Raw genomic sequence first — 25,350 nt, forward strand, 5'->3', positions numbered from 1 at the left:
GAGCGAGCCATACCCCCAGCCTACGACTAACGAACCGCATTTTCCGTGCAGGACACTAGACGTCGAGCTCGGCGGCCGGATCGGCCAGCCGGAGCGACTCGAGCGGGTCGAGGCGACGCAGGTCGATCACGTGCCCAGTGCCGGTCGAGATCAACGTCTCGAGGGACGCCTTCGCGACGGCCGTCGACTCGAGCAGGGAGCCCGCCGGCTCCTCGCCGAAGGCCTTCGTGCGCATCGGGGTGCCGGTGCGCTCCGGGTTGATGCAGTTCACCCGGACCCGGTCACCTGCCCACTCGTCGGCGAGCGCCTGCGTCAGGTTGACCGTCGCGGCCTTCGCCGAGGAGTAGAGGCTGTAGCCGCTGCGGCCGCGGGTGTAGGAGCTCGAGGTGAAGAGCAGCAGGCTGCCCTTGCTCTCCCGCAGCAGCGGGTGGAACTCCTGCGCGATCAGGATCGGCGCGATGTAGTTGATGTCCGTGGCCGAGTAGATCGTCTCGTCGGACGCCTCCACCAGGGTCCCGCGCGGCAGCACGCCGGCGGTGTTGACCACGTAGTCGACGGAGCCGAATCGCTCGACGGCGTCCCGCGCGGCGGCGGAGATGTCCTCGCGCCGCTGGACGTGGGTCTGGGTCGTCGACCGGCTGTACGACGCCACGTTCGCGCCGTACGACGCGGCGAGCTCGGCGATGTCGGCGCCGATGCCGTAGCTGCCGCCGAAGACCACCATCGTCTTGCCGTCGAGCGCGGCGCGCATGGCCTCGTCGCTGCGCATCGCCGGAGCGTCGTTGCCGGTCAGCTGGAAGAGCTTGTCCGCGAGGTAGATGTCGATCGGCTCGGTGACCTTCATGTTGCGCTCGTCGCCGGGCACGACCCAGATCGGGACGTCGGGCAGGTAGCGCAGCACGACGGTGCAGTCGTCGGTCGCCTCGAAGTTCGGGTCCGCGCCGGCGTGCCGGTAGGCCTCCCGGATCGTGGAGAGCTTGAAGGCCTGCGGGGTCTGGCCGCGGCGGAGGGACGATCGCGGCGGGATGTCGCGAATCGTGTTGTCGGGGCCGACCTCGATGATGGTGTCGGCCGACGGGATCGCGACGTCGACGGCGTCGTGGGTGTCCAGCGCGGTGAAGCAGTCACTGATGATCCGTGCGCTCACGAGTGGGCGCACGGCGTCGTGCAGCAGGACCTTGCAGTCCTCCTCGCCCAGCGAGTCCAGCGCCGCCAGCGTGGTGTCGTTGCGGGTGCCGGCGCCCTCGAGGATCGCGGTGACCTTCGTGTAGCCGCCGTCGCGGACCATGGCGTGCACCGCGTCGAGGTGCCCGGGGGCCATCATCACGACGATCTCGTCCACGTCGGGGTGCCGGTCGAGAATCGCGAGGGTGTGCTCCATGATCGAGTGCCCGGCGATCTTGATCAGCTGCTTGGGCACGCCGAGGCCGACCCGTACGCCGACGCCCCCTGCGAGCAGCACGGCTACGTTCTTGAGCGGTCCCGACACGTGTCCTCCTCCTGGATTGCAACCGGCGTAGTTTCCCACAGGCGATGCGAACGAGCCGCCTCGGCGGGGTGTCGTCTAGGGTCGTCGGCATGGGGACCATCGACTCCGAGCTCGACGGTGGCCGTGATCTCCGAGAGGTGATCCGGGCCGAGTTCGCTCGTCTGGACACGGCAGACGCCGAGCTGGTCGATCGGCTGGAGGCACAGGCGCTGGTGGCCGCCGACACTGAGCCGGAGACACGTGCCCGGATCGCCCTGGCGGTCGTCGAGGGCGCGCACCAGATCGTCGCAGGGACACCCCCGGCCACGGGCCCGACCGTCGGTCAGCTCTCCGCTCGGCAGCTCCTTGCCGCCGCCCTGCGTCCTCGTCGTACGACGGGGTCGCGGTCGTGAGCGAGCTCGAGGCGCTGCCCGACGGCACGCGGCTGCTGCACATCGGGCCCCACAAGACCGGGACCACGAGCGTCCAGCAAGCGTTCTGGGACACCCGGGAGCTGCTGGCGGAGCACGGCGTGCTCTGGGCGGGCGGACTGGCCCATCCGATGAGCGCCGCGATGGCGGCCGCCGGCAACCAGCTCGCCACTGGCCAGCAGGGTGCTGGCGACGAGCGCTGGGCCGAGCTGGCCGCCGAGGTGCGCGAGTCGACGGCCCGGATGACGGTGGTCAGCAGCGAGTTCTTCTCCGACGCTCCGCAGTCGCGCGTGGCCGGGATCGTGCAGGCACTCGGGTCTGAGGAGACCCGGGTCGTGATCACGCTCCGGCCGGTCACTCGCATCTTGGCCTCGCAGTGGCAGCAGTACATGCAGAACCAGCCGCTGGTGAAGTACGTCGGCAACCCCGACTACGAGGGCTGGCTCGACCTGGTGCTCAACCACCCCGACCAGCACGACGTGTCGCCGTCCTTCTGGCGCCGGCACCGACACGACCGGCTGGTCGAGAAGTGGGCCGAGGCCATCGGTCCGGAGCGGCTGGTGGTCGTCGTGGTCGACGACGCCCGCCCGCGCGACATCCTCACCTCGTTCGAGCAGCTCACCGGTCTCCCGGTGGGCCTCCTGCAGCCGCGCGAGGCGTCCGCCAACCGCTCACTCACCCTTCCCGAGGTGACGATGCTGCGCGCGTTCAACGCGGGTTGGACGGATCGGGGCTGGTCCACGGCCGACTACACGCGCTACGTGCGGTTCGGCGCCGTCCGCCACCTGATGACGCGCACTCCGGCACCGGGTGAGCCACCGATCCGTACGCCGGCCTGGGCGGTCCAGCGGGCGAACGAGATCGGTGCCGAGATGGCCGCGAACATCGCGCGGACCGGGGTCCGCGTCAACGGAGACCTCACCCTGCTCGCCTCCGCCGAGCCGCGGTCGGTGGGCGACAACCCTGCCGTCGTCGAGGTCCCGGACGACGTGGTCGCTCGCTTCGCCGCCGGCCTCGCGAAGGTCATCGCAGAGACGCCCGCGCGAGAGGCGCCCGCCAACCGTCGCGCGGGACCGCTCGAGACCGCGGTGCGAGCGCACAAGATACGTCGTACGCGGGTCGGACCGGACGCTCGACCGGTCTCGGAGACGAGCCGGTGGGCGCTGCTGCGGGCCGCTGCCGGGAGGGTCCGCCGGCGCGTCCGGAGTCAGCGCCGGGTGTAGCCCAGGATGCGGTAGTCGGCCTCGTAGAACTCGTGGACGCGTGCCCGGACCTCGGGCGTGATCGGGACCTTGGAACTCGGGATCCCTTTGTCGTGGCTGGTCAGCTTCCGCGGGACCTCGTGGTCGAGGCCCAGGTCGAACCGTGCGTTGAGGTCGGCGACCATCGTCCCCAGACCGTCCTCGAGCCGGTAGATCTCCATGCCGGGCAGCAGGAACTCGGTCTGCGGTCGCAGGTGGTTGTCCAGGGCGTAGGGGTTGCCGGCGTACCTGGCCAGGACCCGGTCGGCCCACGCGGTCACCTGCTCCTCGTCGGTGGAGTCGAGCCGCCGGTAGCGCATCGAGAACTCCGAGCGGAACCGCGCGAGCGGGTCTCGGACGATCCCCGCGACGAGGTCGAACCGGCTCACGTCGAACAGCTCGGTGAGCAGCTCCGCGTGGTAGTGCTGGGGCGAGCACCGGAAGAGCTCGAACACCTGGGGGCGCACCTTCTTGGCCTCGCGGAAGTGCATCTCCCAGCCGACGGCCGTCATCATCCGCTCGATCGTGGTGCCGCCGGTCTTCGGGATGTGGACGAACAGGACGGCCCGGCCGTCCTTGACCAACACCGGCACGTCAACGCACTCCTCTTGCTTGCACCCCGGGCCCAGGTACGGACCACGTCGCGAAGCCTACTGGGCGTGGGAACGCCTAGAGTCACGGATCATGGCCGGGCCGGTGGCCGGCCGGTCGGCGAGAAGGCGGATCGGATGACCCTGGTGCGCAGGTTGCGCAGGTTGCGTGGGATCGCCGGTCGACTCCGCCCCGGAGCGTCTCGCACCGATGCCGCGTCGACGACGGGGATCGTCGAGCACTTCTCCCAGACTCTGCTGACGGGGTGGGTCTCGGTGCCGGCTGACGCGCCGCCGACGCGCGTGACGCTGAAGGTCGGGCCGGTCGGGGTGTGCTCGACGTACGCCACGCCGGGCGGTGCGATGCGTGGGTCCACCGGCGGGCCGGGCGGGTCCAAGCGCCGTCGGCCGGAGCCGGAAGCCGGGAGCCGCGACCCGATGCTCCCTGGGCCCAAGGGCGACCGCCGCAACAGTCGCCAGGAGATCCGGACCTTCTCCTTCAGGCTGCGCGACATCTGGGACTACTGCGGACCGGGCACGGTGGTGCGCGTGGTCGTGGGGGACCAGCCGCTGCCGATCAACCAGCACGGCATGTTCCTCAAGCCCCGCACCACGGGCGCACACACCCCGGCCGACCTGCGCGCCAAGCTGGAGAGCGGCTACGTCCTGGGCCAGTGGGGTCGCCTGCAGCTCTCAAAGCGCCTCGACACCGCGTGGCAGCAGTCGGTGCTGGCGCTCTACCAGCGGGTCCGCGGGGTGCTCCAGGCACACGGCGGGTACGACGCGTTCGTCATCTACGGGACGTTGCTCGGCGCGGTCCGAGACGGCGGCTACATCGGCCACGACGTCGACTTCGATGCGGCGTACGTCTCGCGCTCGCGGACCGGCCCGGAGGCCGCCGATGAGCTGATCCAGATCGCCCTGGCACTGGTCGAGGACGGACTTCGGATCGAGGCGCTCCCGGCCTGCCTGCACATCCAGGATCGCGACAATCCCGAGCACCGGATCGACCTCTTCCACACCTTCTTCGACGAGGCGGGGCTGCTGCGCCTCCCGTTCGGGGCGGCCGGCTCCACCGACTTCCACGAGTCCCAGTGGGCCGGCACCGAGGAGGTCGCCCTGCCTGGCGGTACGGCGCTCGCACCCCGCAGCCCGGAGGGACTGCTCGAGCACCTGTACGGCGCGGACTGGCGCCTGTCGAAGCCCGGCTTCAACTGGGACCTCGACCGGACGTCGGCCGCGGTCGACGGCCGGCTCTCCGTGGAGCAGCGCTCGAAGGTCTACTGGGCGGACTTCTACGCTCGCACCGAGTACACCACCGGCTCGACGTTCTTCGAGTTCGTCAGCGACCGACCGGGCACGCCCGGCACGGTCGTCGACATCGGCTGCGGAGACGGGCGTGACTCGTGCGCGTTCGGCGCCACTGGCTCTCGGGTGCTGGGCCTGGACCAGTCGCCGGTCGGCATCGAGCACGCGCGGCGACGGGCCGCGGACCTCGGCCTGGACCGGGTCGAGTTCCGCACCTGTGACGTCTCCAGGGTCGAGGACCTCGGGGCCGCCCTGGACGCCGTACGCGACTCAGCCGGTGCGCCGACGCTCTTCTACCTGCGGTTCTTCCTCCACGCGATCCGCGAGCGGGTCCAGGTCGCACTGCTGGACGCGATCGACGCGCACGCGCGTCCGGGCGACCAGCTCGCAGCGGAGTTCCGCACCGACCGGGACGCCGACACGAGCAAGGTCCACCCCAAGCACTACCGCCGGTTCCAGAACGGGCCCGAGCTCGTCGCCGACCTGCAGCGCCGCGGCTGGACGATCGAGCACCAGGAGGAGCGCAGCGGGCTCTCGCCGTACGGCGAAGAGGACCCGGTGCTGATGCGGGTGGTCGCCCGGCGCTGAACCGGGGCAAACTGGTAGGCACTGTGTGATCCACCCCACGTGGCGGTCTTGTTTCAGGCAGGTGACACGCGGCGTACGCTCACAGCGTCAGCATCGCTAGTCCGGTACCCCACCCGGCTCGATCCCGTGGTCTGGGAGCGAGTGGTCGGAGGGACCGGAACGAAAGGTTCGACATGACGCTCCACTCCCGGGAGACCGGGTTGCGGGTGGGGGTCGTCGGCGCGGGTCGCGTCGGCGCCGTCCTGGCTGCTGCCCTGCGCTCCGCCGGCCACGAGATCGTGGCCGCCGCAGGCGAGTCCGACGCCTCCCGTGCGCGCATCGCCGATCTGCTCCCGGGTGTGCCCACCCTGAAGCCGACAGCGGTCGCCCGCGCCTGCGACCTGCTGCTGCTGACCGTCCCCGACGACATGCTGCGCAACGTCGTCACCACGCTCAGCGACGCCGGCGCCATCCGCCCCGGGCAGTACGTCGTGCACACCTCCGGCCGCCACGGCCTCGACGTGCTGCGCCCGGCTGCCGAGCTCGGCGCCCGCGTGGTCGCGATGCACCCCGCGATGACCTTCACCGGCACCGCCATCGACCTGGACCGTCTCTCCGGATGCGTCTTCGGCCTCACCGCCGGTGATGCCGAGCGGCCGATCGCCGAGGCCCTCGTCGCCGACCTCGGCGGCAACCCGATGTGGGTGCCGGAGGAGATGCGCACGCTCTACCACGCCGGTCTCGCGCACGGCGCCAACCATCTGGTCACCCTCGTGACCCAGGCCATGGAGATGCTGGCCGCGGCCGGTGCCGACGACCCCGCCGGCACGCTCCGGCCGCTGCTCACCGCGGCCCTCGACAACGCACTCGAGCACGGTGACGCCGCGCTGACCGGGCCGATCGTGCGGGGCGACGTCAACACCGTCCGCGCCCACCTCGCCGACATCCGCGCCAAGACGCCGCAGACGCTGACGTCGTACGTCGTCCTCGCCCGCAACACCCTCGACCGCGCCGTGACCGACGGTCGGGTGCTGCCGATCCGTGCGGCCGCGATCCTGCGGGTCCTCGACGCGGCCGAGCGGGATGCCGCCGCGGTGCGACCGCACGCGCGTCGCCGATGAGCGCGACCCCTGCCGTCGCCTCGACCCGAGCTGAGCTGGCAGCGCTGCTCGCCGACGCCCGTGCCGCCGGCCGGCCGATCGGGCTGGTGCCGACGATGGGCGCCCTCCACGACGGCCACGCGAGCCTGATGCGCACCGCTCGCGAGCGCGTCGCCGACGGCCCGGTCGTCGTCTCGATCTTCGTCAACCCGCTGCAGTTCGGCGCGGGTGAGGACCTCGACCGCTACCCGCGCATGCTCGACGACGACCTCAAGCTCTGCGAGCGTGAGGGCGTCGACATCGTCTTCGCTCCCAGCGTCGAGGAGGTCTACCCCGGCGGCGACCCACAGGTGTCGCTGAAGGCCGGGCCGCTGGGCAAGGTACTCGAGGGCAAGACCCGGCCCGGCCACTTCCGCGGAGTGCTCACCGTGGTCGCGAAGCTCTTCGGGCTGGTCCGGCCCGACGTCGCGGTCTTCGGCCAGAAGGACTACCAGCAGCTCGCTCTGATCCGCCGGATGGTGCTCGACCTCAACATGGCCGTCGACGTCGTGGGCGCCGAGACCGTCCGGGAGTACGACGGGCTCGCACTGTCCAGCCGCAACCGCTACCTCGACGACGAGCAGCGCCAGCAGGCGACCGCACTCAACCGCACCCTGCGCGCGGCGCAGGACGTCGAGCGCTACGGTGCGGACGTCGCGCTGGACGCCGCGCGGGCCGAGCTCCGTGCCGCCGACGGGGTCGACCTCGACTACCTCGTCATCACCGATCCCGACCTCGGCGTCCTGCCCGACGTCGTACCCCCCGGGAGCGGGGCTCGTATCCTGATCGCCGCCCGCGTCGGCACCACGCGTCTGATCGACAACATGCCGCTCGTCCTCGGGGAACAGGTGGCGTCGCGAGAAGGAGAGTCCTCATGCTGCGGACCATGATGAAGAGCAAGATTCACCGCGCGACCGTGACCCAGGCCGACCTGCACTATGTCGGCTCGGTGACGGTCGACGAAGACCTGTTGGACGCCGCCGACCTGCTGTCCGGCGAGCTCGTGCACATCGTCGACATCACCAACGGCGCCCGGCTCGAGACCTACACGATCGCGGGCGAGCGCGGCTCCGGCGTGATCGGCATCAACGGCGCCGCGGCGCGGCTGGTGCACCCCGGCGACCTGGTCATCCTGATCGCCTATGGCCAGATGGAGACCGCCGAGGCGCGTGACTTCCAGCCGCACGTGGTGTTCGTCGACGCCGGCAACAAGATCCTCGCGACGGGCTTCGACCCGGCCGAGGCACCGCAGGGCTCGGGGCTGGTCCGCGGCGACCAGCTCGCCGCGCGTTAGATTTCGACAATGCCCGTCGCTTCAGTACGCCGAGTCCCCGGGCGCCTCCTCGCCCCCGATCCCGGGTGGACGACGACCGCCGACGTCGTCGTCATCGGCTCCGGCATCGCCGGGCTGACCGCCGCACTGCGGTTGCGTGGTGAGGTGGGCAAGGTCCTCGTCGTCACCAAGGATGTCCTGGCCGCCGGGTCGACGCAGTGGGCGCAGGGCGGCATCGCCGCCGCGCTCGGCCCGGGGGACACCCCGCACGAGCACGAGGTCGACACCCTGGTCGCTGGTGCCGGTGCGTGTGACCGGGCCGCGGTCGAGGTGCTGGTGACCGAGGGACCGGACGCCGTACGCGAGCTGATCGCCCTCGGCACGAACTTCGACCACGACCCCGACGGCGAGCTGTCGCTGACGCGCGAAGGCGGTCACCACCGCGACCGGATCGCGCACGCGGGCGGCGACGCCACGGGCGCCGAGATCCAGAGGGCGCTGATCGCGGCCGTCGAGCAGGCGCCGGAGATCGAGGTCATCCAGCACGCGCTCGCCGTCGACCTGCTGCTCGCGGAGGACGGCGGCGTCGCCGGGCTGACGCTGCACGTGATGGGCGAGGGCCAGCGCGACGGCGTCGGCGCGGTGCTGTGCCGCGCGGTCGTGCTCGCCAGCGGCGGGCTCGGCCAGGTCTTCTCGCAGACCACCAACCCGGCCGTCTCGACCGGCGACGGCATGGCCGTCGCGCTGCGAGCCGGCGCCGTGCTGCGCGACCTGGAGTTCGTGCAGTTCCACCCGACCGTGATGTACCTCGGCGCCGAGTCCCGCGGCCAGCAGCCGCTGATCTCGGAGGCGGTGCGCGGCGAGGGCGCGTTCCTCGTCGACTTCGACGGCAACCGCTTCATGCAGGGCGTGCACGAGCTCGCCGACCTGGCGCCCCGCGACGTCGTCGCCAAGGCGATCATGCGGCGGATGCTCGACAGCGACCACCCGCACATGTGGCTCGATGCCCGGCACCTGGGCGCCGCGTTCTGGGAGCGCCGGTTCCCGACCATCCTCGCCACCTGCCGCAGTCACGGCGTCGACCCGGTGACCGACCTGATCCCGGTCGCCCCGGCGTGCCACTACGCGTCCGGCGGCGTGGTCACCGACCTGTGGGGCCGCAGCAACGTGCCCGGGCTCTACGCCACCGGCGAGGTCGCCTGCTCGGGCGTCCACGGCGCCAACCGGCTGGCCTCCAACTCCCTGCTGGAGGGGCTCGTCTTCTCCCGGCGGATCGCGACGGTGCTGCCTGCGGAGCTGCGCCCGCTCCTGCCGCCGGTCGACGATCCGCGCACGCCCGACCTGGTGCCGGGCGCCGTACGCCGTGAGCTGCAGGAGGTCATGACCTCCCAGGTCGGGGTGCTGCGCAGCGCCGACGGCCTGTCCGACGCCGGCCGTCTGCTCGACAAGCTCGCCGGCGTCCCGGCCGCCGCCATCGACCAGGAGTCGTGGGAGACCACCAACCTGCTCACGATCAGCGGTGCTCTCGCCGACGCCGCCGCCCTGCGCGAGGAGACCCGCGGGTCGCACTGGCGCGAGGACTTCCCGGAGCGCGACGATGTCGACTTCGCGGGCCACTTCGACGTGGTGATGAGCGACGGCGTCTGCACGACGGAGTTCGTGCCGGCACCCGCGACGGACGGCGACCAATGAACACGCCGTACGACGACGAGCTCCGCGCTGCGGACCTCGACCCCGAGGCGATCCGTGCGCAGATCGCGGAGGCGCTCGCCGAGGACCTGCCGGGCGGGGACGTCACGTCGACCGCCACGATCGCCGCCGACGCGCAGGGAGTCGGCGTCTTCGCCGCCCGCGAGTCCGGAGTGGTCGCCGGTCTGGGCGTCGCGGCGCTGGTCTTCCACGAGGTCATGGGTGACACCGTGACGGTGACCGATCGGCTGCCCGACGGCGCTCGCGTCGAGCCCGGCGACGTCGTGATGCGGGTGTCCGGCCCGACGCGCGGCCTGCTGACCGCCGAGCGCACCGCCCTCAACTACGCCAGCCACCTCTCGGGCGTGGCCACCGCCACCTCGCACTGGGTCGACGCCCTCGCAGGCACCCGCGCCCGCGTGCTCGACACCCGCAAGACGCTGCCGACCTACCGCGCCCTGCAGAAGTACGCCGTGCGCTGCGGCGGCGGCGTCAACCACCGGTTCAGCCTCAGCGACCGGGCGATGGTCAAGGACAACCACGTGGTCGCCGCCGGTGGCGTGGTGCCGGCGTACGAGGCCGTGCGCGCGGCCTACCCCGAGCTCCGGGTCGAGGTCGAGGTCACCGACCTCGACCAGCTCCGCGAGCTGCTCGCCGCCGGCTGCACCGAGATCCTGCTCGACAACATGGACAGCGCGACGATGGCGGAGGCCGTACGCCTCACCGACGGCCGCGCGACGCTGGAGGCCTCCGGCGGGCTCACCATCGAGCGGGCGCGCGAGGTCGCCGAGACCGGCGTCGACTTCATCTCGGTCGGCGCGCTGACCCACTCGGTCAAGGTCTTCGACCTCGGGCTCGATCTGAGCGAGGGCTGACCGATGGCCCTCCTCGCTGCTGACATCGGCAACAGCCACACGGTGCTGGGGCTGGTCGCCGACGGTCAGGTCACGGCCGACTGGCGGGTGGCGACCGACGAGCGGCGTACCTCCGACGAGTGGGCGGTGCTGCTGCGCGGTCTCCTGGGGTCGGCCCTCGACGAAGTCGACGGCGTCGCGGTCTGCGCGACCGTGCCGGCGGTGCTGCACGAGTGGCGCGACATGCTGCTCCGCCACCTCCCCGACGTGCCCCGGATCGTCGTCGAGCCGGGCGTGCGCACCGGCGTCCCGATCCTGATGGACAACCCGCGCGAGGTCGGCACCGACCGGATCATCAACGCGCTGGCCGCGGTCCACGAGTACGGCGGCCCCGCGATCGTCGTCGACTTCGGCGGCACGGCCACGACGTTCGACGTGGTCAGCGGCAAGGGGCAGTACGTCGGCGGCGCGATCGCTCCCGGCATCGAGATCTCGCTCGAGGCGCTCGGCCGGCGTGGCGCCCAGCTGCGCAAGGTCGAGCTTGCCCGGCCGAGGTCGGTGATCGCCAAGAACACCGTCGAGGCGCTGCAGTCCGGGATGGTCTTCGGCGTTGCCAGCCAGGTCGAGGGGATCGTCGACCGGATGGTCGCCGAGCTCGGCGCCGACCCGGCCGATGTCACGGTGATCGCGACCGGCCATCTCGCCCCGCTGGTGCTCAACGAGTGCCGATGCTTCACCGACCACGACCCGTGGCTGACGCTGCGCGGTCTCGAGCTGGTCTATTCGCGCAACGTCCCGGCGGCGGAGGCCTGACCGCCGCGCAGATAGTGTCCTGATCGATTCCGGGCCTCCATTCAGAGCATTCCCGCACGTCGCTGGCTCGATTCCTGAATTCGGTGCGATAACCTCATCGAACGGTTTGTCTGATTTCGACCAACTCTTTCTAGAGGTGTTATCCGCATGGCTCAGAAGACCCACATCTTCCTCGAAGACGACCTCGACGGCAGCGAGGCCACCGAGACCGTGACCTTCGGACTCGACGGCTCGTCGTACGAGATCGACCTGAACGACAAGAACGCCGCCAAGCTGCGAGACGCCCTCGCGCCGTACGTCGGGCACGGCCGCAGGGTCGGGTCCGCTCCGCGTCGTGGTCGCAAGGCGGCGGCCCGCGCCGGCGGTCCCAGCGCGCGGGAGATCCGCGACTGGGCGCGCAGCAACGGGTACGACGTGCCCGACCGCGGCCGGGTCTCGGCGGACATCCGGGCGGCGTACGAGGCCGCCAACTGACGCAGCCCGCATCGCCGACTCGTGGTTTCGGCCTAGCGACCGGTGACGAGGAACTGGAAGTCGTTGTCGACCGACGTGAAGCTCCCGTTGTAGATATAGACGTCGAAGGTGGAGCCTGACGCGAACTGGTTGGTGGCGGCCAGGCGCACGTTCGCCGCACCCGTCGGAGGCACGTTGCCGCCGGCCTCGTCGACCTCGGGGGTCACGACGGGGATCAGGCTGAACCCGCTCTGCAGCGAGGTGTTCAAGGTGACGTGGTAGTGGCCGGGGCCGAGCTTGGTCACCGAGGTGACGTTGAAGTCGGTGTCCAGCGTCCCGTTGGCGGTCACCCGTGCCCAGGCGACGACCGCGTTGTCGCGGAAACGGGTCCCGACCGGCACGGTGGCCGCGTTGCCGGCGTCGTTGGCGATGAGCATGCCGTTGGCGGCGCGGACGGCGAACTGGTTGTCCGCGGTCGAGGTGAAGTTCGCGTTCGTGCTGTCGGCCCACACGAACGAGCCGGCGTGGACCGCCTGTGCCCGGCGGCCCGCAGCGAGGCTGAAGGCGGCGGCCGTGCTGCCGGTGCCGCCTGCAGCGCTGAAGTCGCCGGGAAGCAGCCCGGTCAGCGCCTGGGCCGTCTGGGCGGATTGGGCGGACTGGGCCGTCTGGGCCGTCTGGGCCGTCTGGGCGGACTGGGCGGACTGGGCGGACTGGGCCGTCTTGGCAGCCGGCGCGACCGCAGACCCAGCGAAGCTCTCCGTCGTCACGGAGCCCGGGGCGAGGTCCGCGGTGCCGAGGGAGGCGTCCTTGACGTCGGCTCCGGTGAGGGAGCCGTTCTTGACGTCGGTGCCGGCGAGCGACGAGTTCTTGATCTGCTTGCCGGTGACGGATGACTTCTTGATGTTCGCCCCGTTGATCCTGTCGGCTGCCCATGCGGGTCCGCCCATCGCGATGAAGAGTGCGAGCATTGCGATGACCAGCGCGAGGTGGTGCGAGGTGCGTCTCAACATGTGGTGGCCCCTGCCCGGGAGATGGACGGGCTTCTGGGCGACCCGTCGGTCTGCGCAACGTAGCGGCGTCGCGTGCTTCGTCGCCTGACCCAATCGGGCTAGTGCGGACCACCTCGACGGGCCGGTATGGACGTGTTCGCTCTCAGCGGACTGCATTGGCCCCTGCGAGGGAACGCGTAGGCTGTCAGCGGGGTTGGTTCTCTCGTACCTCCCCTCCGCTCAGGCGGGGGAGGGCCCCACGAAGCTTCAGGAGCGATGCGCATGTTCGAGCGGTTCACAGACCGAGCCCGACGAGTTGTCGTGCTGGCCCAAGAAGAGGCCCGCATGCTCTCCCACAACTACATCGGCACGGAGCACATCCTGCTCGGCCTGATCCACGAGGGCGAGGGCGTCGCCGCCAAGGCGCTCGAGAGCCTCGACATCTCGCTGGAGGCCGTGCGGGCCCAGGTCGAGGAGATCATCGGCCAGGGGCAGCAGGCGCCGAGCGGGCACATCCCGTTCACGCCGCGTGCCAAGAAGGTGCTCGAGCTGTCTCTGCGCGAGGCGCTGCAGCTCGGCCACTCCTACATCGGCACGGAGCACATCCTGCTCGGCCTGATCCGCGAGGGCGAGGGTGTCGCCGCGCAGGTCCTGCAGAAGCTCGGCGCCGACCTCAACCGGGTCCGCCAGCAGGTCATCCAGCTGCTCTCGGGATTCCAGGGCAAGGAGGCGTCCGGTGCGGGCGCCGCTCCCGGCGGCTCGTCCAGTGACGCCCCGTCGTCCTCGCTGGTGCTCGACCAGTTCGGTCGCAACCTCACCCAGGACGCACGCGAGGGCAAGCTCGACCCGGTCATCGGTCGCGAGCAGGAGATCGAGCGGGTCATGCAGATCCTGTCTCGGCGTACGAAGAACAACCCGGTCCTGATCGGTGAGCCCGGTGTCGGCAAGACGACGATCGTCGAGGGCCTGGCCCAGGACATCGTCAAGGGCAACGTCCCGGAGACGCTCAAGGACAAGCAGATCTACACGCTCGACCTGGGCGCCCTGGTCGCCGGCTCGCGCTACCGCGGTGACTTCGAGGAGCGCCTCAAGAAGGTGCTCAAGGAGATCCGCACCCGCGGCGACATCGTGCTGTTCATCGACGAGATCCACACCCTCGTCGGCGCCGGCGCGGCCGAGGGCGCGATCGACGCCGCCAGCATCCTCAAGCCGATGCTGGCCCGCGGCGAGCTGCAGACGATCGGCGCGACCACGCTCGACGAGTACCGCAAGTACCTCGAGAAGGACGCCGCACTCGAGCGCCGCTTCCAGCCGATCCAGGTCGCGGAGCCGTCGATCGCCCACACGATCGAGATGCTCAAGGGCCTGCGCGACCGCTACGAGGCGCACCACCGGGTGACGATCACCGACGAGGCGCTGGTCTCCGCGGCGACGCTCGCCGACCGCTACATCTCCGACCGGTTCCTGCCGGACAAGGCCATCGACCTGATCGACGAGGCCGGCTCGCGGCTGCGGATCCGTCGGATGACGGCGCCCGCCGACCTGCGCGAGTACGACGACAAGATCGGCGAGGTGCGCCAGCGCAAGGAGGCCGCGATCGACGGCCAGGACTTCGAGGCCGCCGCCCGTCTGCGCGACGAGGAGAAGCAGCTGATCCTCAAGAAGTCCGATCGCGAGAAGCAGTGGCGCGCGGGCGACATGGACGAGGTCGCCGAGGTCGACGAGGAGCTCATCGCCGAGGTCCTCGCCGTCGCCACCGGCATCCCGATCGTGAAGCTCTCCGAGGAGGAGTCGACCCGACTGCTCAACATGGAGGACGAGCTGCACAAGCGGGTCATCGGGCAGGACGAGGCCGTCAAGGCCATCTCCCGCGCGATCCGGCGTACCCGCGCCGGCATGAAGGACCCGAAGCGTCCCGGTGGCTCGTTCATCTTCGCCGGCCCGTCCGGTGTCGGTAAGACCTGGCTGTCCAAGACGCTCGCCGAGTTCCTGTTCGGCGACGAGGACTCCCTGATCCAGCTCGACATGTCGGAGTTCGGCGAGAAGCACACCGTCTCGCGGCTCTTCGGCTCGCCTCCGGGCTACGTCGGCTACGAAGAGGGTGGCCAGCTCACCGAGAAGGTGCGCCGCAAGCCGTTCTCCGTCGTGCTCTTCGACGAGGTCGAGAAGGCCCACCCGGACATCTTCAACAGCCTGCTGCAGATCCTCGAGGAAGGTCGCCTGACCGACTCGCAGGGCCGGGTGGTCGACTTCAAGAACACCGTCATCATCATGACGACCAACCTCGGCACCAGCGACATCTCGAAGGGCGTCAACCTGGGCTTCCAGCAGGGCAGCGACGCGGGGTCGTACGACCGGATGAAGAGCAAGGTGTCGGAGCAGCTCAAGCAGCACTTCCGCCCCGAGTTCCTCAACCGTGTCGACGAGATCATCGTGTTCCCGCCGCTGACGCAGGAGCAGATCGTCCACATGGTCGACAACATGATCGCGGGCGTCGAGCTCCGGCTGCGCGACCGCGACATGAAGCTCGAGCTGACCCAGGCAGCGAAGAACCTGCTCGCCGAGCGGGGCTTCGACCCGGTCCTGGGTGCCCGGCCGCTGCGTCGCACGATCCAGCGCGAGATCGAGGACGTCCTGTCCGAGAAGATGCTCTTCGGCGAGGTCGGACCCGGCCAGATCGTGCTGGTCGACGTCGAGGGAGAGGGGCCGTCCGCGGCCTTCACCTTCGCCGGCCAGAAGATGGGCGAGCTGCCGGACCTGCCGCCGTTCGAGACCGCCGAGGTGGCCTCGCTCGGTGAGGTTACGACCGACGGCCCGGACGACTCCGACAGCGGCACGGACGTCCCGCGCGAGATCTGATCAGTGCCGAGTCGGCGCAGATTGACCCACGAGTCGGCGCAGAGTGACCCCCACCAGGGTCACTTTGCGCCGACTCGGCGATTTCGGGCCCGTCAAGGGAGCGCGTAGGTCTCCGGGCCGGCGGCGACGACGAGCCGGTCCTCGATGAGGCTGGCGAGGCAGCGGATCCGCTGGTCCTCCGGTGACCACGCGGCGTCGAGCCGGGAGCGGTGCACCGGCCCGTCACTGTCGCGGAGCACGGCCAGCAGCCGGCCCCGGCACTGGCGGTCCGTCCCGGCCCAGGTCTGCACCTTGCGGGGCGGCCCGTCGTACGCCGGGTGGCCGGCGGCGCGCCAGGCGCACAGCTCGGCGACAGGACAGTCGCCGCAGCGGGGGTTGCTCGCCGTACACACCAGGGCGCCGAGCTCCATGACCGCGACCGACCAGGTCGCCGCGGTGGGTACGTCGGCGGGCAGCACCTCGAGCGCCACCTCACGCTCGGCCTTGGTGACCGCCGTCGAGGGGAACTCCGCTCCCTCGATGGTCCGCGCGAACACCCGGCGCACGTTGGTGTCGAGCACCACGTGTCGCCGGCCGTGGGCGAACGTGGCGATCGCGGCGGCGGTGTAGTCACCGACCCCGGGCAGCGCCCGCAGGGCGTCGTACGACGCCGGCACCTGGTTGTCGTGCCGCTCGGCGATCACGGTCGCCGCCGCGTGCAGCCGCAGAGCGCGTCGGGGGTAGCCGAGCCGTCCCCACGCCCGGACCGCCTCGCCGGTGGTCTCGGCGGACAGGTCGGCCGGGGTCGGCCAACGCTGCAGCCAGATCTCGTGGACCGGGAGCACCCGCGCGACCGGGGTCTGCTGGAGCATGAACTCCGAGACCATCACCGACCACGCCGAGGCGTCCGGCCCGCGCCAGGGCAGCTCGCGGGCGTGGTCGTCGTACCACCGCAGGATGGGTTCGTGGAGCTCGCTCATCTCGTCCCCATTGTCTCCGGAGTGGCACCACCGCGGGGGCCTCCCCCCTGACTAGCGTGAGTTCATGCCCGCCCTGACCCAAGGACCGTTGCCGGCCCGGGTCTACTGGACCCGCCGGATCATGGTCCTCGGCACCGCGCTGCTGCTGGTGTTCGCGATCGCCCGGATGCTCGGCGACAGCAGCGATGCGTCCTCGTCCGGTGGCGACGGTGCCGCCCGCCTGAGTGCCGACTCGTCCTCGTCGGCCGCGACTGAGGACCTGTCGTCGACGCCGTCGGCGAGCGCCACGAAGAAGGGCAAGCCCGGCAAGGGCACTGGGCCTACTCAGACTGGGCCCACTCAGACTGGGCCTACTCAGACGCAGTCCAGCCAGGCGCCGGTCCTCGCCCAGCCCGAAGGCACCTGCACCGGCTCCGACATCGCGGTCACTCCCTCCGTCGAGAACGCCGTCGGCGGGCGCGACGTGATGGTCGTGCTGCAGCTGCGCACGATGAGCTCGCCTGCGTGCACTTGGCGGATCTCGCCGGACACGTTGACCCTCGGGATCACCTCGGGCGACGACGCGGTCTGGAGCAGCCGCGAGTGCCGCCGGGCGATCCCGCGCCAGGACGTCGTGGTGCGCAAGGACGTGACCACCAAGGTCGGCGTCGTCTGGAAGGACGCCAAGCGCTCCGACGAGGAGTGCTCGTCACTCACGGACTGGGCCTCGCCGGGCTGGTACCACGCGACCGCCGCAGCCCTGGGCGGCGAGCCGTCGGACGTGCAGTTCGAGCTGACGACCCCGACGGCCGCGACCGTCACCGTGACGGCGACGCCCAAGCAGGACCCGACCAAGAAGCCGGGCAAGAAGTCGACGAAGAAGCCGGGCAAGAAGTCGAGCGACTCGCCGTCCGGCGCCGTGGACTAGACGCCGGCCCGTCAGCGTCGTCGGCGGGAGCCTGCCGAGCGGGGTGGTGCCGCCCGCATGTGGTCGCGCACCGGAGCCAGCAGGTCGCTCAGGACCTGGGTGTCCGTGCGTGACAGCGGCGAGAACAGCTGCTGGCGCAGGACCTCGACGTGCCCGGGAAGCACCTGCGAGATCAGCGACCTGCCGGCGTCGGTGATCGTGACGGTGACACTCCGCTCGTCGTCTGCCGACGGGGCGCGCGAGACCAGCCCTGCCTTCTCGAGCAGGCCCGCCTGGTAGGTCAGGCCGCTGCGGCTGTAGACGACGCCGTCGGCCAGGTCGGTCATCCGCTCGCTGCCGGTGGGGGAGTCCAGACCGAGGCGCGCGAGGAGCTGGAACTGCACGTAGCTCAGGTCTCCGTCGTCACGCAGCTGCTGCTCGACCGCGTGCCGCAGCAGCCCGGCCACCTCCATCAGAACGAAGTACGCGCCGAGCTGCACGGAGTCGAGGGGGGACGGTGGGGTCGGCGAGGTCGACATGACACCACCCTACAACTGCTTCACATTCGAAGGGGTGGCTTCGAATGTGAAGCAGTGCTAGCGTCGCTATGTGCTTCGAACTCGAAGCATTACTCGCTGATAGAGAGATACCGCCATGAAGGCCATTCGTTTCCACCAGTACGGCGACGCAGACGTCCTGCGCTACGAGGACGTCGAGACCCCTGAGCCCGGCGCCGGTCAGGTGCGCGTCCGGGTCGCCGGGACGACGTTCAACGGCGTCGACGCCAACATCCGCGCCGGCAACATGCAAGGACCGATGCCGCTGATGCTGCCGCACGTCCCCGGCCTGGACGTGGCGGGCACCGTGGACGCGCTGGGGGATGGCGTCAGCGCCCTCGCGGTCGGCGGCCCGGTCGTCGGCTTCCTGCCGTTCATCGTCGACGGCGCCTCCGCGGACTACGTCATCGCTCCCGCCGAGAGCCTGACGGCGGCGCCGTCCTCGATCCCGCTCGCCGACGCGGCCGCGCTTCCCATCGTCGGCCTCACGGCCTGGCAGGCACTGTTCGAGCACGCCGACCTCAGGTCCGGGCAGCGGATCCTGGTCAACGGCGCCAGCGGCGCCGTCGGTGGCTACGCCGTCCAGCTGGCCAACGCCGCTGGCGCCCACGTCATCGCCACCGGCGGCCCGAGCGCCAGCGAGCACCTCCGGGCCCTCGGCGCGGACGAGGTCGTGGACCACACCGCCACCGAGGTGGGCTCGGCGGTGACCGAGCCGGTCGACGTCCTGCTCAACCTCGCGCCCGTCACGCCCGAGCAGCTCGCGACGCTGGCCACCCTGGTCGGCGACGGCGGCGTCGTCGTCAACACCACCGTGTGGATGCCGGCCCCCAGCGACGAGGCACGCGGCGTGCGGGGCATCGACCTCTACGTCCGCAGCGACGCGCAGCAGCTCTCCGAGCTCGTGGCGCGCGTCGACCGCGGCGAGCTCGCCGTCGACGTCGCCGAGCGGGTGGCGCTGCAGGACCTCGCATCGGTCCACGCGCGCGCGGACGCGGGTGCGCTCACCGGCAAGGTCGTTGTCGTCCCGAGCGCCTGAGGCATGCCGGCCGCCGAGCCGGGGGAGCTCCGCTACACGTAGCGCTCGAGGATCGTGGACTCCGCGAGCCGGGAGAGACCCTCGCGCACACTGCGGGCCCGCAGCTCGCCGACGCCGTCCACGGCCTGCAGGTCGTCGATGCCGGCGGAGAGCAGCTTCTGCAGGGTGCCGAAGTGCTCGACCAGGCGGTCCACCACGGTGCTCGGGAGCCGTGGCACCTTGGCGAGCAACCGGTAGCCACGGGGGGCGACGGCCCCATCGAGGTGTTCGCCGGTGCCCAGCCCGAGCGCACGGGCGGCCGCTGCCGGGTCGACCAGCTCGGTGGAGGACAGCGACTCGAGGCGGGCGAGCACCGACTCCGGCGTACGCGAGCGGCGGCCGACTGGGAGGTAGTCACGGATGACCAGCTCACGCTCGATGTCGACGCCGGTGATGAGCTCCTCCAGCTGGAGGGAGAGCAGCCGGCCGTCGGTGCCGAGCTCCAGGACGTAGTCCTCGATCTCGCGGGCGATGCGGGTGACCATCTCGAGCCGCTGCGCCACGACCGCGACGTCGCGCACCGTGACCAGGTCCTCGATCTCCAGGGCCGAGAGGGTGCTGGAGACCTCGTCGAGACGCAGCTTGTAGCGCTCGAGGGTCGCGAGTGCCTGGTTGGCGCGGGAGAGGATCTGGCCGACGTCCTCGAGGACGTGCCGGGTCTCGCCGACGTACGCCGCGATGATCTGCATCGACTGCGACACCGAGATGACCGGGAAGCCGGTCTGCCGGGCGACCCGGTCGGCGGTGCGGTGCCGGGTGCCGGTCTCTTCGGACGGGATGGTGTGGTCGGGCATCAGGTGCACGGCCGCGCGCAGGATGCGGGTGACGTCCTTGTCGACGATGATCGCGCCGTCCATCTTCGCGAGCTCGCGCAGCCCGGTGGCCGTGAACGGCACGTCGAGCATGAACCCACCGGTCGCGATCGACTCGACGACCTTGTCCTGGCCCAGCACGATCAGGGCGCCGGTGCGGCCGCGGAGGATGCGCTCGAGGCCGTCGCGCAGGGCGGTCCCGGGCGCGATCGTCGCGAGTGTCGCGCGCAGGCGTAGCTGCTCGTCTGAGCGGTCGGTGGCCACCGACGTCCTCCCGTGGGTGTGGCTGGGGGCATCCGTGTCGAACCCCGCGCGGGCAGTCTAGGGCGTGAGCGACGTCTCGAAGGTCACAGAACGCTCACAGACGCGGGACTCAGGCGGGCCGGGGGCGCTCGCCACGGGTCTCCGCGGCGAGGTCGATCAGGCGCAGGGCTCCGCGGACGTCGGGCACGTCCACGACCCGCATGCCGTCGACGGTCCACGACTCGGGGGAGCGCGGCCCCTTGCGGCCCGGTTCGGTCGGCACCACCGCGAGCTGGAAGCCCAGCCGGGCCGCCTCGGCCAACCGCTGCGGCAGGTCGCGGACCCGGCGCAGCTCACCGGCGAGCCCGATCTCGCCCATCGCGACCATCCCGCGAGGCGCGGCGACGCCACGACTGGCCGAGGCGAGGGCGACCGCGACCGCGAGGTCGCTGGCGGGCTCGACGACCTTCGCCCCGCCGACCGTGGAGGCGAACACGTCCATCGTCTGCAGTCGGATCTGGCAGTGCTGGTGGAGCACCGCCATGACCATCGCGACCCGGGAGGAGTCGAGTCCGGACGTCGTACGGCGTGGGCGCTCGGCCGCGCTATGGGTCACCAGGGCCTGGACCTCGGCGAGCATCGGCCGGCGCCCCTCCATGGTGACCGCCACGCAGGTGCCCGGCACCTGGCTGTGGTGGTTTTCGACGAACAGGCCGGTGGGGTCGGTAACGGCCGTGATGCCCTCCGCGCCCAGGTCGAAGCAGCCGACCTCATCGATGGGCCCGAACCGGTTCTTCATCGCGCGGACCATCCGGAACCGCGAGTTGCGGTCGCCCTCGAAGTTGAGCACCACGTCGACCAGGTGCTCGAGCACGCGCGGACCGGCGATCGAGCCGTCCTTGGTGACGTGGCCGACGAGGACGGTGGTGATGTTGCGGGTCTTGGCGACCCGGATCAGGGCGGCCGCGACCTCCTTGACCTGGGTGACACCGCCCGGCACGCCCTCGATGCCGGACGCCCCGATCGTCTGCACCGAGTCCACGACCAGCAGCGTGGGGCGGACCTGCTCGATGTGGGTGAGCACCGCACCGAGGTCGGTCTCCGCGGCGAGGAAGAGCTCGTCGTGGACCCCGCCGGTGCGGTCGGCGCGCAGCCGCACCTGCGAGGCGGACTCCTCGCCGGTCACGTAGAGGGTGCGCCGCTGGTAGCGCGCGGTCTGCGCGGCGACCTCGAGCAGCAGGGTGCTCTTGCCGACGCCGGGCTCGCCGGCGAGCAGGATCGCGGCACCGGGGACCAGGCCGCCGCCCAGGACCCGGTCGAGCTCGGGGACGCCGCTGGTGCGGAACGCGGACTCCTTCACCGACACCTGACCGATCGGGACCGCCGGCGTGGTCACGGGGCTCGCCGTCGTACGCCCGGTCTGGACCACGGCGGCCTCGGCCACCGAGCCCCAGGCCTGGCACTCGCCGCACCGGCCGACCCACTTGCCGGTCTCCCATCCGCACTCGGAGCAGCGGTAGGCGGGCTTGGCGATCTTGGGCATGGGCACACGCTAGGCGGCGGCGCCGACAGCGGACCCACGACACCGCTCTTCGTCCGGGATACGTGTCAAGGAGCCGTCGGGTGTGGTGTCATTGGATCGATCAAGCGGCCACCCTGCAGGTCGAGGAGGTGTGGGTGACCCGGAGCGACGAGCACGCCGTCGGGCAGATTCATGCCCGGATGCCCCTGTCTGCTACCCCTCCCACGCTCGCGGACGTCGCTGAGCGGGCCGGGGTCTCCCGGCAGACGGTCTCCAACGCGATCAACAACCCCGACCTGCTCCGCCCGGACACGCTGGTGCGCGTGCAGGAGTCGATCGACGCCCTCGGCTACTCGCCCAACCGCGCCGCGCGCAACCTGCGCACCCGGGCCTCACACCTCATCGGCATGCGGATCGGGCCGGCGCAGGAGGGCACCGCGAACGCGACGATGGACCGGTTCGTGCACTCGCTCGTCGAGACGTCGCGCGAAGCCGGCTACCACGTCCTGCTCTTCGCCGGGACCGGGAGCCGCACCGACCCGGTGGCGGGGTACGACGACCTGCTGCGCTCGACCGCGGTGGACGCCTTCGTCGTCACCGACACCTACCTCGGCAACCCCCAGGCCGCCTGGCTGCAAGAGCGGCGCGCGCCGTTCGTCGCGTTCGGCCGACCCTGGGACACTCTCCAGCACGGGGGGCAGGCGCGGCACTCGTGGGTCGACGTCGACGGCGCCGCCGGCACCGAGCTCGCCACCCGGCACCTGCTCGACAAGGGGCACCACCGCATCGCGTGGATCGGGTGGCGCAAGGACTCGCGGATCGGCGAGGACCGCCGCTCCGGCTGGAGCCGTGCGATGCACGGCCGCGGCCTGCCGACCACCGGGCTCGCATCTCGGGTGGAGGACACGGTCGTCTCGGGACGCGAGGCCAGCGCGCACCTGCTCGACAGCGCCCAGCCGACGGCGTTCGTCTGCGCCTCCGACACCCTGGCGATGGGCGTGCTGCACACCCTCCGGGACCGCGGCCTCCGCGCCGGCGAGCACGTCGCCGTCGTCGGCTTCGACGACTCCCAGGTCGCGCAGGTGGTGCCGCCCGGCCTGACCTCCGTGCGGCAGCCGCTCGAGCAGGTCGCCGTCGAGGTCGTCTCCGCACTCGAGGCTCTGCTGGCCCACCCGCCCGTCAGTGGCAGCGGAGTGATGTTGACACCGACCCTCGCCGTACGCGGGTCGTCGTAGGTCCGTCGAGAGACGCGAAATGGCCCCCCGGACCAGGTCCCAGGGGCCATTTCACGTCACTCGACGACTCAACCCCAGCAGCTGGCCGCTGTGCACCGAGCCGACCACCAGTCGCCGGTGAAGGTCCACCTGCTCGAGGTGCTGCGCGACTACTCGGACCTGCGGGGTCCGGTCAGGCTGCAGAGCCCGGTCAGAACTGCCGCCACCACACGTTGACGGCGTAGTCGACCTCGGTGCCCTCGTGCTCGGCCAGTACGGCGTCCGCTACGGCCGGGTTGAACTCGATGCGCACCACCGATTCCAGGTCGGCGCGAGAGGTGAACGACCAGCGCATGTCGACCGGGATCCGGGTCCAGCCCCTCGTCGACCAGAACCGCTCGACCGCGACCGGGTCGACGTCCGGGTAGCCGCGGCGGAACCACGAGCCGAAGGTCGACCGCGTCGGGTCGTTGTCGATCACATACGCCGTGCCGCCGCGCCGTACGACCCGGTCCAGCTCCGCCAGGCCGGGCTCGCAGCCGGGCCCGAAGAAGTAGGCCCAGCGGGCGTGCACGACGTCGACCGACGCGTCGGGCTGCGGAAGCGCCTGCGCGCTGCCGGCGAGCACCGAGACGTGGGGGAGCCGCCGGGTACGGCGACGGGCCAGGGCGACCAGGTCGCCGTGCGGCTCGACCCCCACGACCGACGACGCGGTCGCGGCGAACCGTGGTAGGTGGAAGCCGGTGCCGCACCCGATGTCGAGCACGACGCGGCCGTCCCACGACGCCACCGACCGCATCGCGGCCTCGATCGCACCGTCGGGGTCGACGGCGCGGTTCTCGGTCTCGTACGTCGCGGTGTGGTTCCAGATGTTGGGGCTCGGCCGAGCCCCCGGGGAGACAGTCAGAGCAGTCAGAGTCGGACGAGGCCGTTGGGCGTCTGGAACTGCGCGGCGAGGATGCCAGGGGTGCCGTTGGGGGCGACCCACTCGACCTTCACGTCCTCCAGCGGAGCCTCGACGGACTCGCCGAGCCACTCGCTGACGCGCAGCGGGTCACCGGCGATCTCCAAGCAGGCAAGGGAGAAGTCCCCGCTGGCGCCGGTGCTCGGGTGCATCTCCGGGGAGCTCTCCCACTCGATGAAGAACGGCAGCTGCGGGTCCGCGATCAGGCCGTTGACGCCGATCTGCTTCCACCGGAGCGCCTCCCCGTCCGGGCGGTGCCGGCTGCCCAGGGCAGCCTCGCGGCCCAGCCGCGACTCGACGACGGAGATGTCCTTGACGGCGACGACCCAGCCGAGCCAGCCGCCACCGAGGGCGGAGCGGGCCCGGACGGCCTGGCCGAAGGGAGCCTTGTCGGATGCCGGGTGGTCCAGCACCTCGACGATCTCGAGGTAGGTGTCACCGGCGAGCGGCAGGATCATGTTGCGGGTGCCGAAGCGTGGGTGCACGCCGCCGTTGACGAAGTCCTTGCCGAGCAGTCCCCCGAGTCGCTGGGCGGTGCTGGCGAGGCCATCTGGTCCTGCGGCGAAAGAGAGATGATCCAAGCGCATACGAAGATTCTGAGCGCCCTCTTGACAGCCGTGGACACCGGGGTCGGTGTTTCTTGATGTCGAGAGGTTCGGACCTCAGCGGGGGTCAGCGGGGTGCAGCGCCAGAGCCGAGCGCGAGCGGACGTGCGCGTCGCAGTGCCGCACCAGCTCGTCGTACGCCGCCTTGCCCATCAGTGCGGTGAGCTCGGCCTCGTGGGTGACATAGACGGCCTCGGTCGCGACGTGTGCCTCGGTGTTGCCGGAGCAGTACCAGTCGAGGTCGTGCCCGCCAGGGCCCCAGCCGCGGCGGTCGTACTCGCCGATCGAGACCTCCGTGTACGACGTCCCGTCCTGGCGCTCGACATTGCGGAAGGTCCGGCGGATCGGCAGCTGCCAGCAGACGTCGGGCTTGGTCTCGACGGGGTTCTTCTCGAGCACGAACGCCAGTGCGTGCAGGGCGCAGCCCGCGCCGAGCTCGAAGTCGGTGCGGTTGTGGAACACACATGCCTGCTGGCCGTCGACGACGCTGGTGCGGGTCTTGCGCTCGCCGTCCTCGTCGACCTCGATCCAGTCCTTCTTCTTGACGGCGCGGCCCTTCGGCTTCTGCTGCCAGAGCTTGTCGTCGAGCATCTCGACGTACGCCGAGACCCGCTTCTCGTCGGCCTTGTCGGCGAAGTGCGCGCCGAGGGTGCAGCAGCCGACGTCGGGCGCATCGGCGTAGATGCCGCAGCAGCCCTCCCCGAAGATGCACTTGTAGCTCGAGGTCAGCCAGGTCAGGTCGCAGCGCATCACCTCGGACTCGTCGGCCGGGTTCACGAACTCGACGTACGCGCGGGGAAAGACCAGGTCGACTTCGGGCACGGACGCAACCCTAC

At 71.0% G+C, this 25,350-nt stretch carries 24 protein-coding genes; 14 read left to right on the plus strand and 10 right to left on the minus strand.

Annotated features, from left to right (window positions below):
• Positions 1 to 55: 55 nt before the first annotated feature.
• The gene (locus ABEA33_RS00225; protein WP_345524478.1) at positions 56 to 1,489 is read right to left on the minus strand and encodes an SDR family NAD(P)-dependent oxidoreductase; all 1,434 of its coding nucleotides are present in this window, start codon (positions 1,487 to 1,489) and stop codon (positions 56 to 58) included.
• A gap of 89 nt (positions 1,490 to 1,578) precedes the next feature.
• On the opposite strand from ABEA33_RS00225, the gene ABEA33_RS00230 reads away from it, so the two are divergent.
• Together ABEA33_RS00230 and ABEA33_RS00235 are read left to right on the plus strand one after the other, a co-directional pair.
• Positions 1,579 to 1,881, plus strand: a complete 303-nt coding sequence (locus tag ABEA33_RS00230) for a hypothetical protein (RefSeq protein ID WP_345524480.1) — start codon at positions 1,579 to 1,581, stop codon at positions 1,879 to 1,881.
• Positions 1,878 to 3,122 carry a hypothetical protein gene (locus tag ABEA33_RS00235; RefSeq protein WP_345524481.1) on the plus strand — a complete coding sequence of 415 codons (1,245 nt, stop codon included), beginning with the start codon at positions 1,878 to 1,880 and terminating at the stop codon, positions 3,120 to 3,122. The genes ABEA33_RS00230 and ABEA33_RS00235 overlap by 4 nt, the downstream gene beginning before the upstream one ends.
• On the opposite strand, the gene ABEA33_RS00240 is transcribed toward ABEA33_RS00235, so the two are convergent.
• Positions 3,107 to 3,733: a sulfotransferase family 2 domain-containing protein gene (locus tag ABEA33_RS00240; protein WP_345524482.1), complete on the minus strand. Its 627-nt coding sequence runs from the start codon at positions 3,731 to 3,733 to the stop codon at positions 3,107 to 3,109. The two genes, ABEA33_RS00235 and ABEA33_RS00240, sit on opposite strands and share 16 nt — an antisense overlap.
• A gap of 135 nt (positions 3,734 to 3,868) precedes the next feature.
• Between ABEA33_RS00240 and ABEA33_RS00245 the strand changes: the two genes are divergently transcribed.
• The 8 genes from ABEA33_RS00245 to ABEA33_RS00280 all read left to right on the plus strand — a co-directional run bounded on the left by ABEA33_RS00245 (position 3,869) and on the right by ABEA33_RS00280 (position 11,847).
• A complete protein-coding gene (locus tag ABEA33_RS00245; protein ID WP_345524483.1) occupies positions 3,869 to 5,626 on the plus strand; it encodes a class I SAM-dependent methyltransferase in 1,758 nt (585 codons plus the stop codon).
• A gap of 173 nt (positions 5,627 to 5,799) precedes the next feature.
• Positions 5,800 to 6,726 (plus strand): Rossmann-like and DUF2520 domain-containing protein, encoded by a 927-nt coding sequence (locus ABEA33_RS00250; protein WP_345524484.1) that lies wholly within the window; start codon positions 5,800 to 5,802, stop codon positions 6,724 to 6,726.
• Positions 6,723 to 7,634, plus strand: a complete 912-nt coding sequence (gene panC, locus ABEA33_RS00255; protein ID WP_345524485.1) for a pantoate--beta-alanine ligase — start codon at positions 6,723 to 6,725, stop codon at positions 7,632 to 7,634. The genes ABEA33_RS00250 and panC overlap by 4 nt, the downstream gene beginning before the upstream one ends.
• Entirely contained in the window at positions 7,619 to 8,038 is a 420-nt protein-coding gene (gene panD / locus ABEA33_RS00260) for an aspartate 1-decarboxylase (protein ID WP_345524486.1), read from the plus strand. Before panC ends, panD begins: the two co-directional genes overlap by 16 nt.
• A 9-nt stretch (positions 8,039 to 8,047) precedes the next feature.
• The gene (locus ABEA33_RS00265; RefSeq protein WP_345524487.1) at positions 8,048 to 9,709 is read left to right on the plus strand and encodes an L-aspartate oxidase; all 1,662 of its coding nucleotides are present in this window, start codon (positions 8,048 to 8,050) and stop codon (positions 9,707 to 9,709) included.
• A complete protein-coding gene (gene nadC, locus ABEA33_RS00270) occupies positions 9,706 to 10,581 on the plus strand; it encodes a carboxylating nicotinate-nucleotide diphosphorylase (RefSeq protein ID WP_345524488.1) in 876 nt (291 codons plus the stop codon). The genes ABEA33_RS00265 and nadC overlap by 4 nt, the downstream gene beginning before the upstream one ends.
• A 3-nt stretch (positions 10,582 to 10,584) precedes the next feature.
• The gene (locus ABEA33_RS00275) at positions 10,585 to 11,373 is read left to right on the plus strand and encodes a type III pantothenate kinase (protein ID WP_345524489.1); all 789 of its coding nucleotides are present in this window, start codon (positions 10,585 to 10,587) and stop codon (positions 11,371 to 11,373) included.
• Between the two features lie 147 nt (positions 11,374 to 11,520).
• Entirely contained in the window at positions 11,521 to 11,847 is a 327-nt protein-coding gene (locus ABEA33_RS00280) for a histone-like nucleoid-structuring protein Lsr2 (protein ID WP_345524490.1), read from the plus strand.
• A gap of 32 nt (positions 11,848 to 11,879) precedes the next feature.
• Here ABEA33_RS00280 and ABEA33_RS00285 read toward each other — a convergent pair whose 3' ends face one another.
• Positions 11,880 to 12,836: a hypothetical protein gene (locus tag ABEA33_RS00285; RefSeq protein ID WP_345524491.1), complete on the minus strand. Its 957-nt coding sequence runs from the start codon at positions 12,834 to 12,836 to the stop codon at positions 11,880 to 11,882.
• Between the two features lie 261 nt (positions 12,837 to 13,097).
• On the opposite strand from ABEA33_RS00285, the gene ABEA33_RS00290 reads away from it, so the two are divergent.
• Positions 13,098 to 15,674: an ATP-dependent Clp protease ATP-binding subunit gene (locus ABEA33_RS00290; RefSeq protein WP_345524492.1), complete on the plus strand. Its 2,577-nt coding sequence runs from the start codon at positions 13,098 to 13,100 to the stop codon at positions 15,672 to 15,674.
• 92 nt (positions 15,675 to 15,766) lie between these two features.
• Here ABEA33_RS00290 and ABEA33_RS00295 read toward each other — a convergent pair whose 3' ends face one another.
• Positions 15,767 to 16,633, minus strand: coding sequence for an HhH-GPD family protein (locus ABEA33_RS00295; protein WP_345524493.1), 867 nt, complete (start codon positions 16,631 to 16,633; stop codon positions 15,767 to 15,769).
• 64 nt (positions 16,634 to 16,697) lie between these two features.
• On the opposite strand from ABEA33_RS00295, the gene ABEA33_RS00300 reads away from it, so the two are divergent.
• Positions 16,698 to 17,540, plus strand: coding sequence for a hypothetical protein (locus ABEA33_RS00300; RefSeq protein WP_345524494.1), 843 nt, complete (start codon positions 16,698 to 16,700; stop codon positions 17,538 to 17,540).
• Positions 17,541 to 17,551: 11 nt separating this feature from the next.
• On the opposite strand, the gene ABEA33_RS00305 is transcribed toward ABEA33_RS00300, so the two are convergent.
• Positions 17,552 to 18,058 carry a MarR family winged helix-turn-helix transcriptional regulator gene (locus ABEA33_RS00305; protein ID WP_345524495.1) on the minus strand — a complete coding sequence of 169 codons (507 nt, stop codon included), beginning with the start codon at positions 18,056 to 18,058 and terminating at the stop codon, positions 17,552 to 17,554.
• Between the two features lie 115 nt (positions 18,059 to 18,173).
• Between ABEA33_RS00305 and ABEA33_RS00310 the strand changes: the two genes are divergently transcribed.
• Complete coding sequence (locus ABEA33_RS00310) at positions 18,174 to 19,115, plus strand: NADP-dependent oxidoreductase (protein ID WP_345524496.1); 942 nt, start codon at positions 18,174 to 18,176, stop codon at positions 19,113 to 19,115.
• Positions 19,116 to 19,147: 32 nt separating this feature from the next.
• On the opposite strand, the gene disA is transcribed toward ABEA33_RS00310, so the two are convergent.
• Together disA and radA are read right to left on the minus strand one after the other, a co-directional pair.
• On the minus strand, positions 19,148 to 20,230 hold the full coding sequence (disA, locus tag ABEA33_RS00315) for a DNA integrity scanning diadenylate cyclase DisA (protein ID WP_345524498.1): 1,083 nt from the start codon (positions 20,228 to 20,230) through the stop codon (positions 19,148 to 19,150).
• A gap of 109 nt (positions 20,231 to 20,339) precedes the next feature.
• Positions 20,340 to 21,752 (minus strand): DNA repair protein RadA, encoded by a 1,413-nt coding sequence (gene radA, locus ABEA33_RS00320; RefSeq protein ID WP_345524499.1) that lies wholly within the window; start codon positions 21,750 to 21,752, stop codon positions 20,340 to 20,342.
• 134 nt (positions 21,753 to 21,886) lie between these two features.
• Here radA and ABEA33_RS00325 point away from each other — a divergent pair, with 134 nt between their 5' ends.
• Positions 21,887 to 22,966, plus strand: coding sequence for a LacI family DNA-binding transcriptional regulator (locus tag ABEA33_RS00325; protein WP_345524500.1), 1,080 nt, complete (start codon positions 21,887 to 21,889; stop codon positions 22,964 to 22,966).
• A gap of 190 nt (positions 22,967 to 23,156) precedes the next feature.
• Here the strand turns inward: ABEA33_RS00325 and ABEA33_RS00330 are convergent, their stop codons facing one another.
• The 3 genes from ABEA33_RS00330 to ABEA33_RS00340 all read right to left on the minus strand — a co-directional run bounded on the left by ABEA33_RS00330 (position 23,157) and on the right by ABEA33_RS00340 (position 25,336).
• Positions 23,157 to 23,744, minus strand: coding sequence for a class I SAM-dependent methyltransferase (locus ABEA33_RS00330; protein WP_345524501.1), 588 nt, complete (start codon positions 23,742 to 23,744; stop codon positions 23,157 to 23,159).
• 113 nt (positions 23,745 to 23,857) lie between these two features.
• The gene (locus ABEA33_RS00335; protein ID WP_345524502.1) at positions 23,858 to 24,496 is read right to left on the minus strand and encodes a VOC family protein; all 639 of its coding nucleotides are present in this window, start codon (positions 24,494 to 24,496) and stop codon (positions 23,858 to 23,860) included.
• 75 nt (positions 24,497 to 24,571) lie between these two features.
• Positions 24,572 to 25,336 (minus strand): DUF3109 family protein, encoded by a 765-nt coding sequence (locus ABEA33_RS00340; protein ID WP_345524503.1) that lies wholly within the window; start codon positions 25,334 to 25,336, stop codon positions 24,572 to 24,574.
• Positions 25,337 to 25,350: the final 14 nt, after the last annotated feature.

Source organism: Nocardioides endophyticus, assembly GCF_039543845.1.
Lineage (GTDB): Bacteria > Actinomycetota > Actinomycetes > Propionibacteriales > Nocardioidaceae > Nocardioides > Nocardioides endophyticus.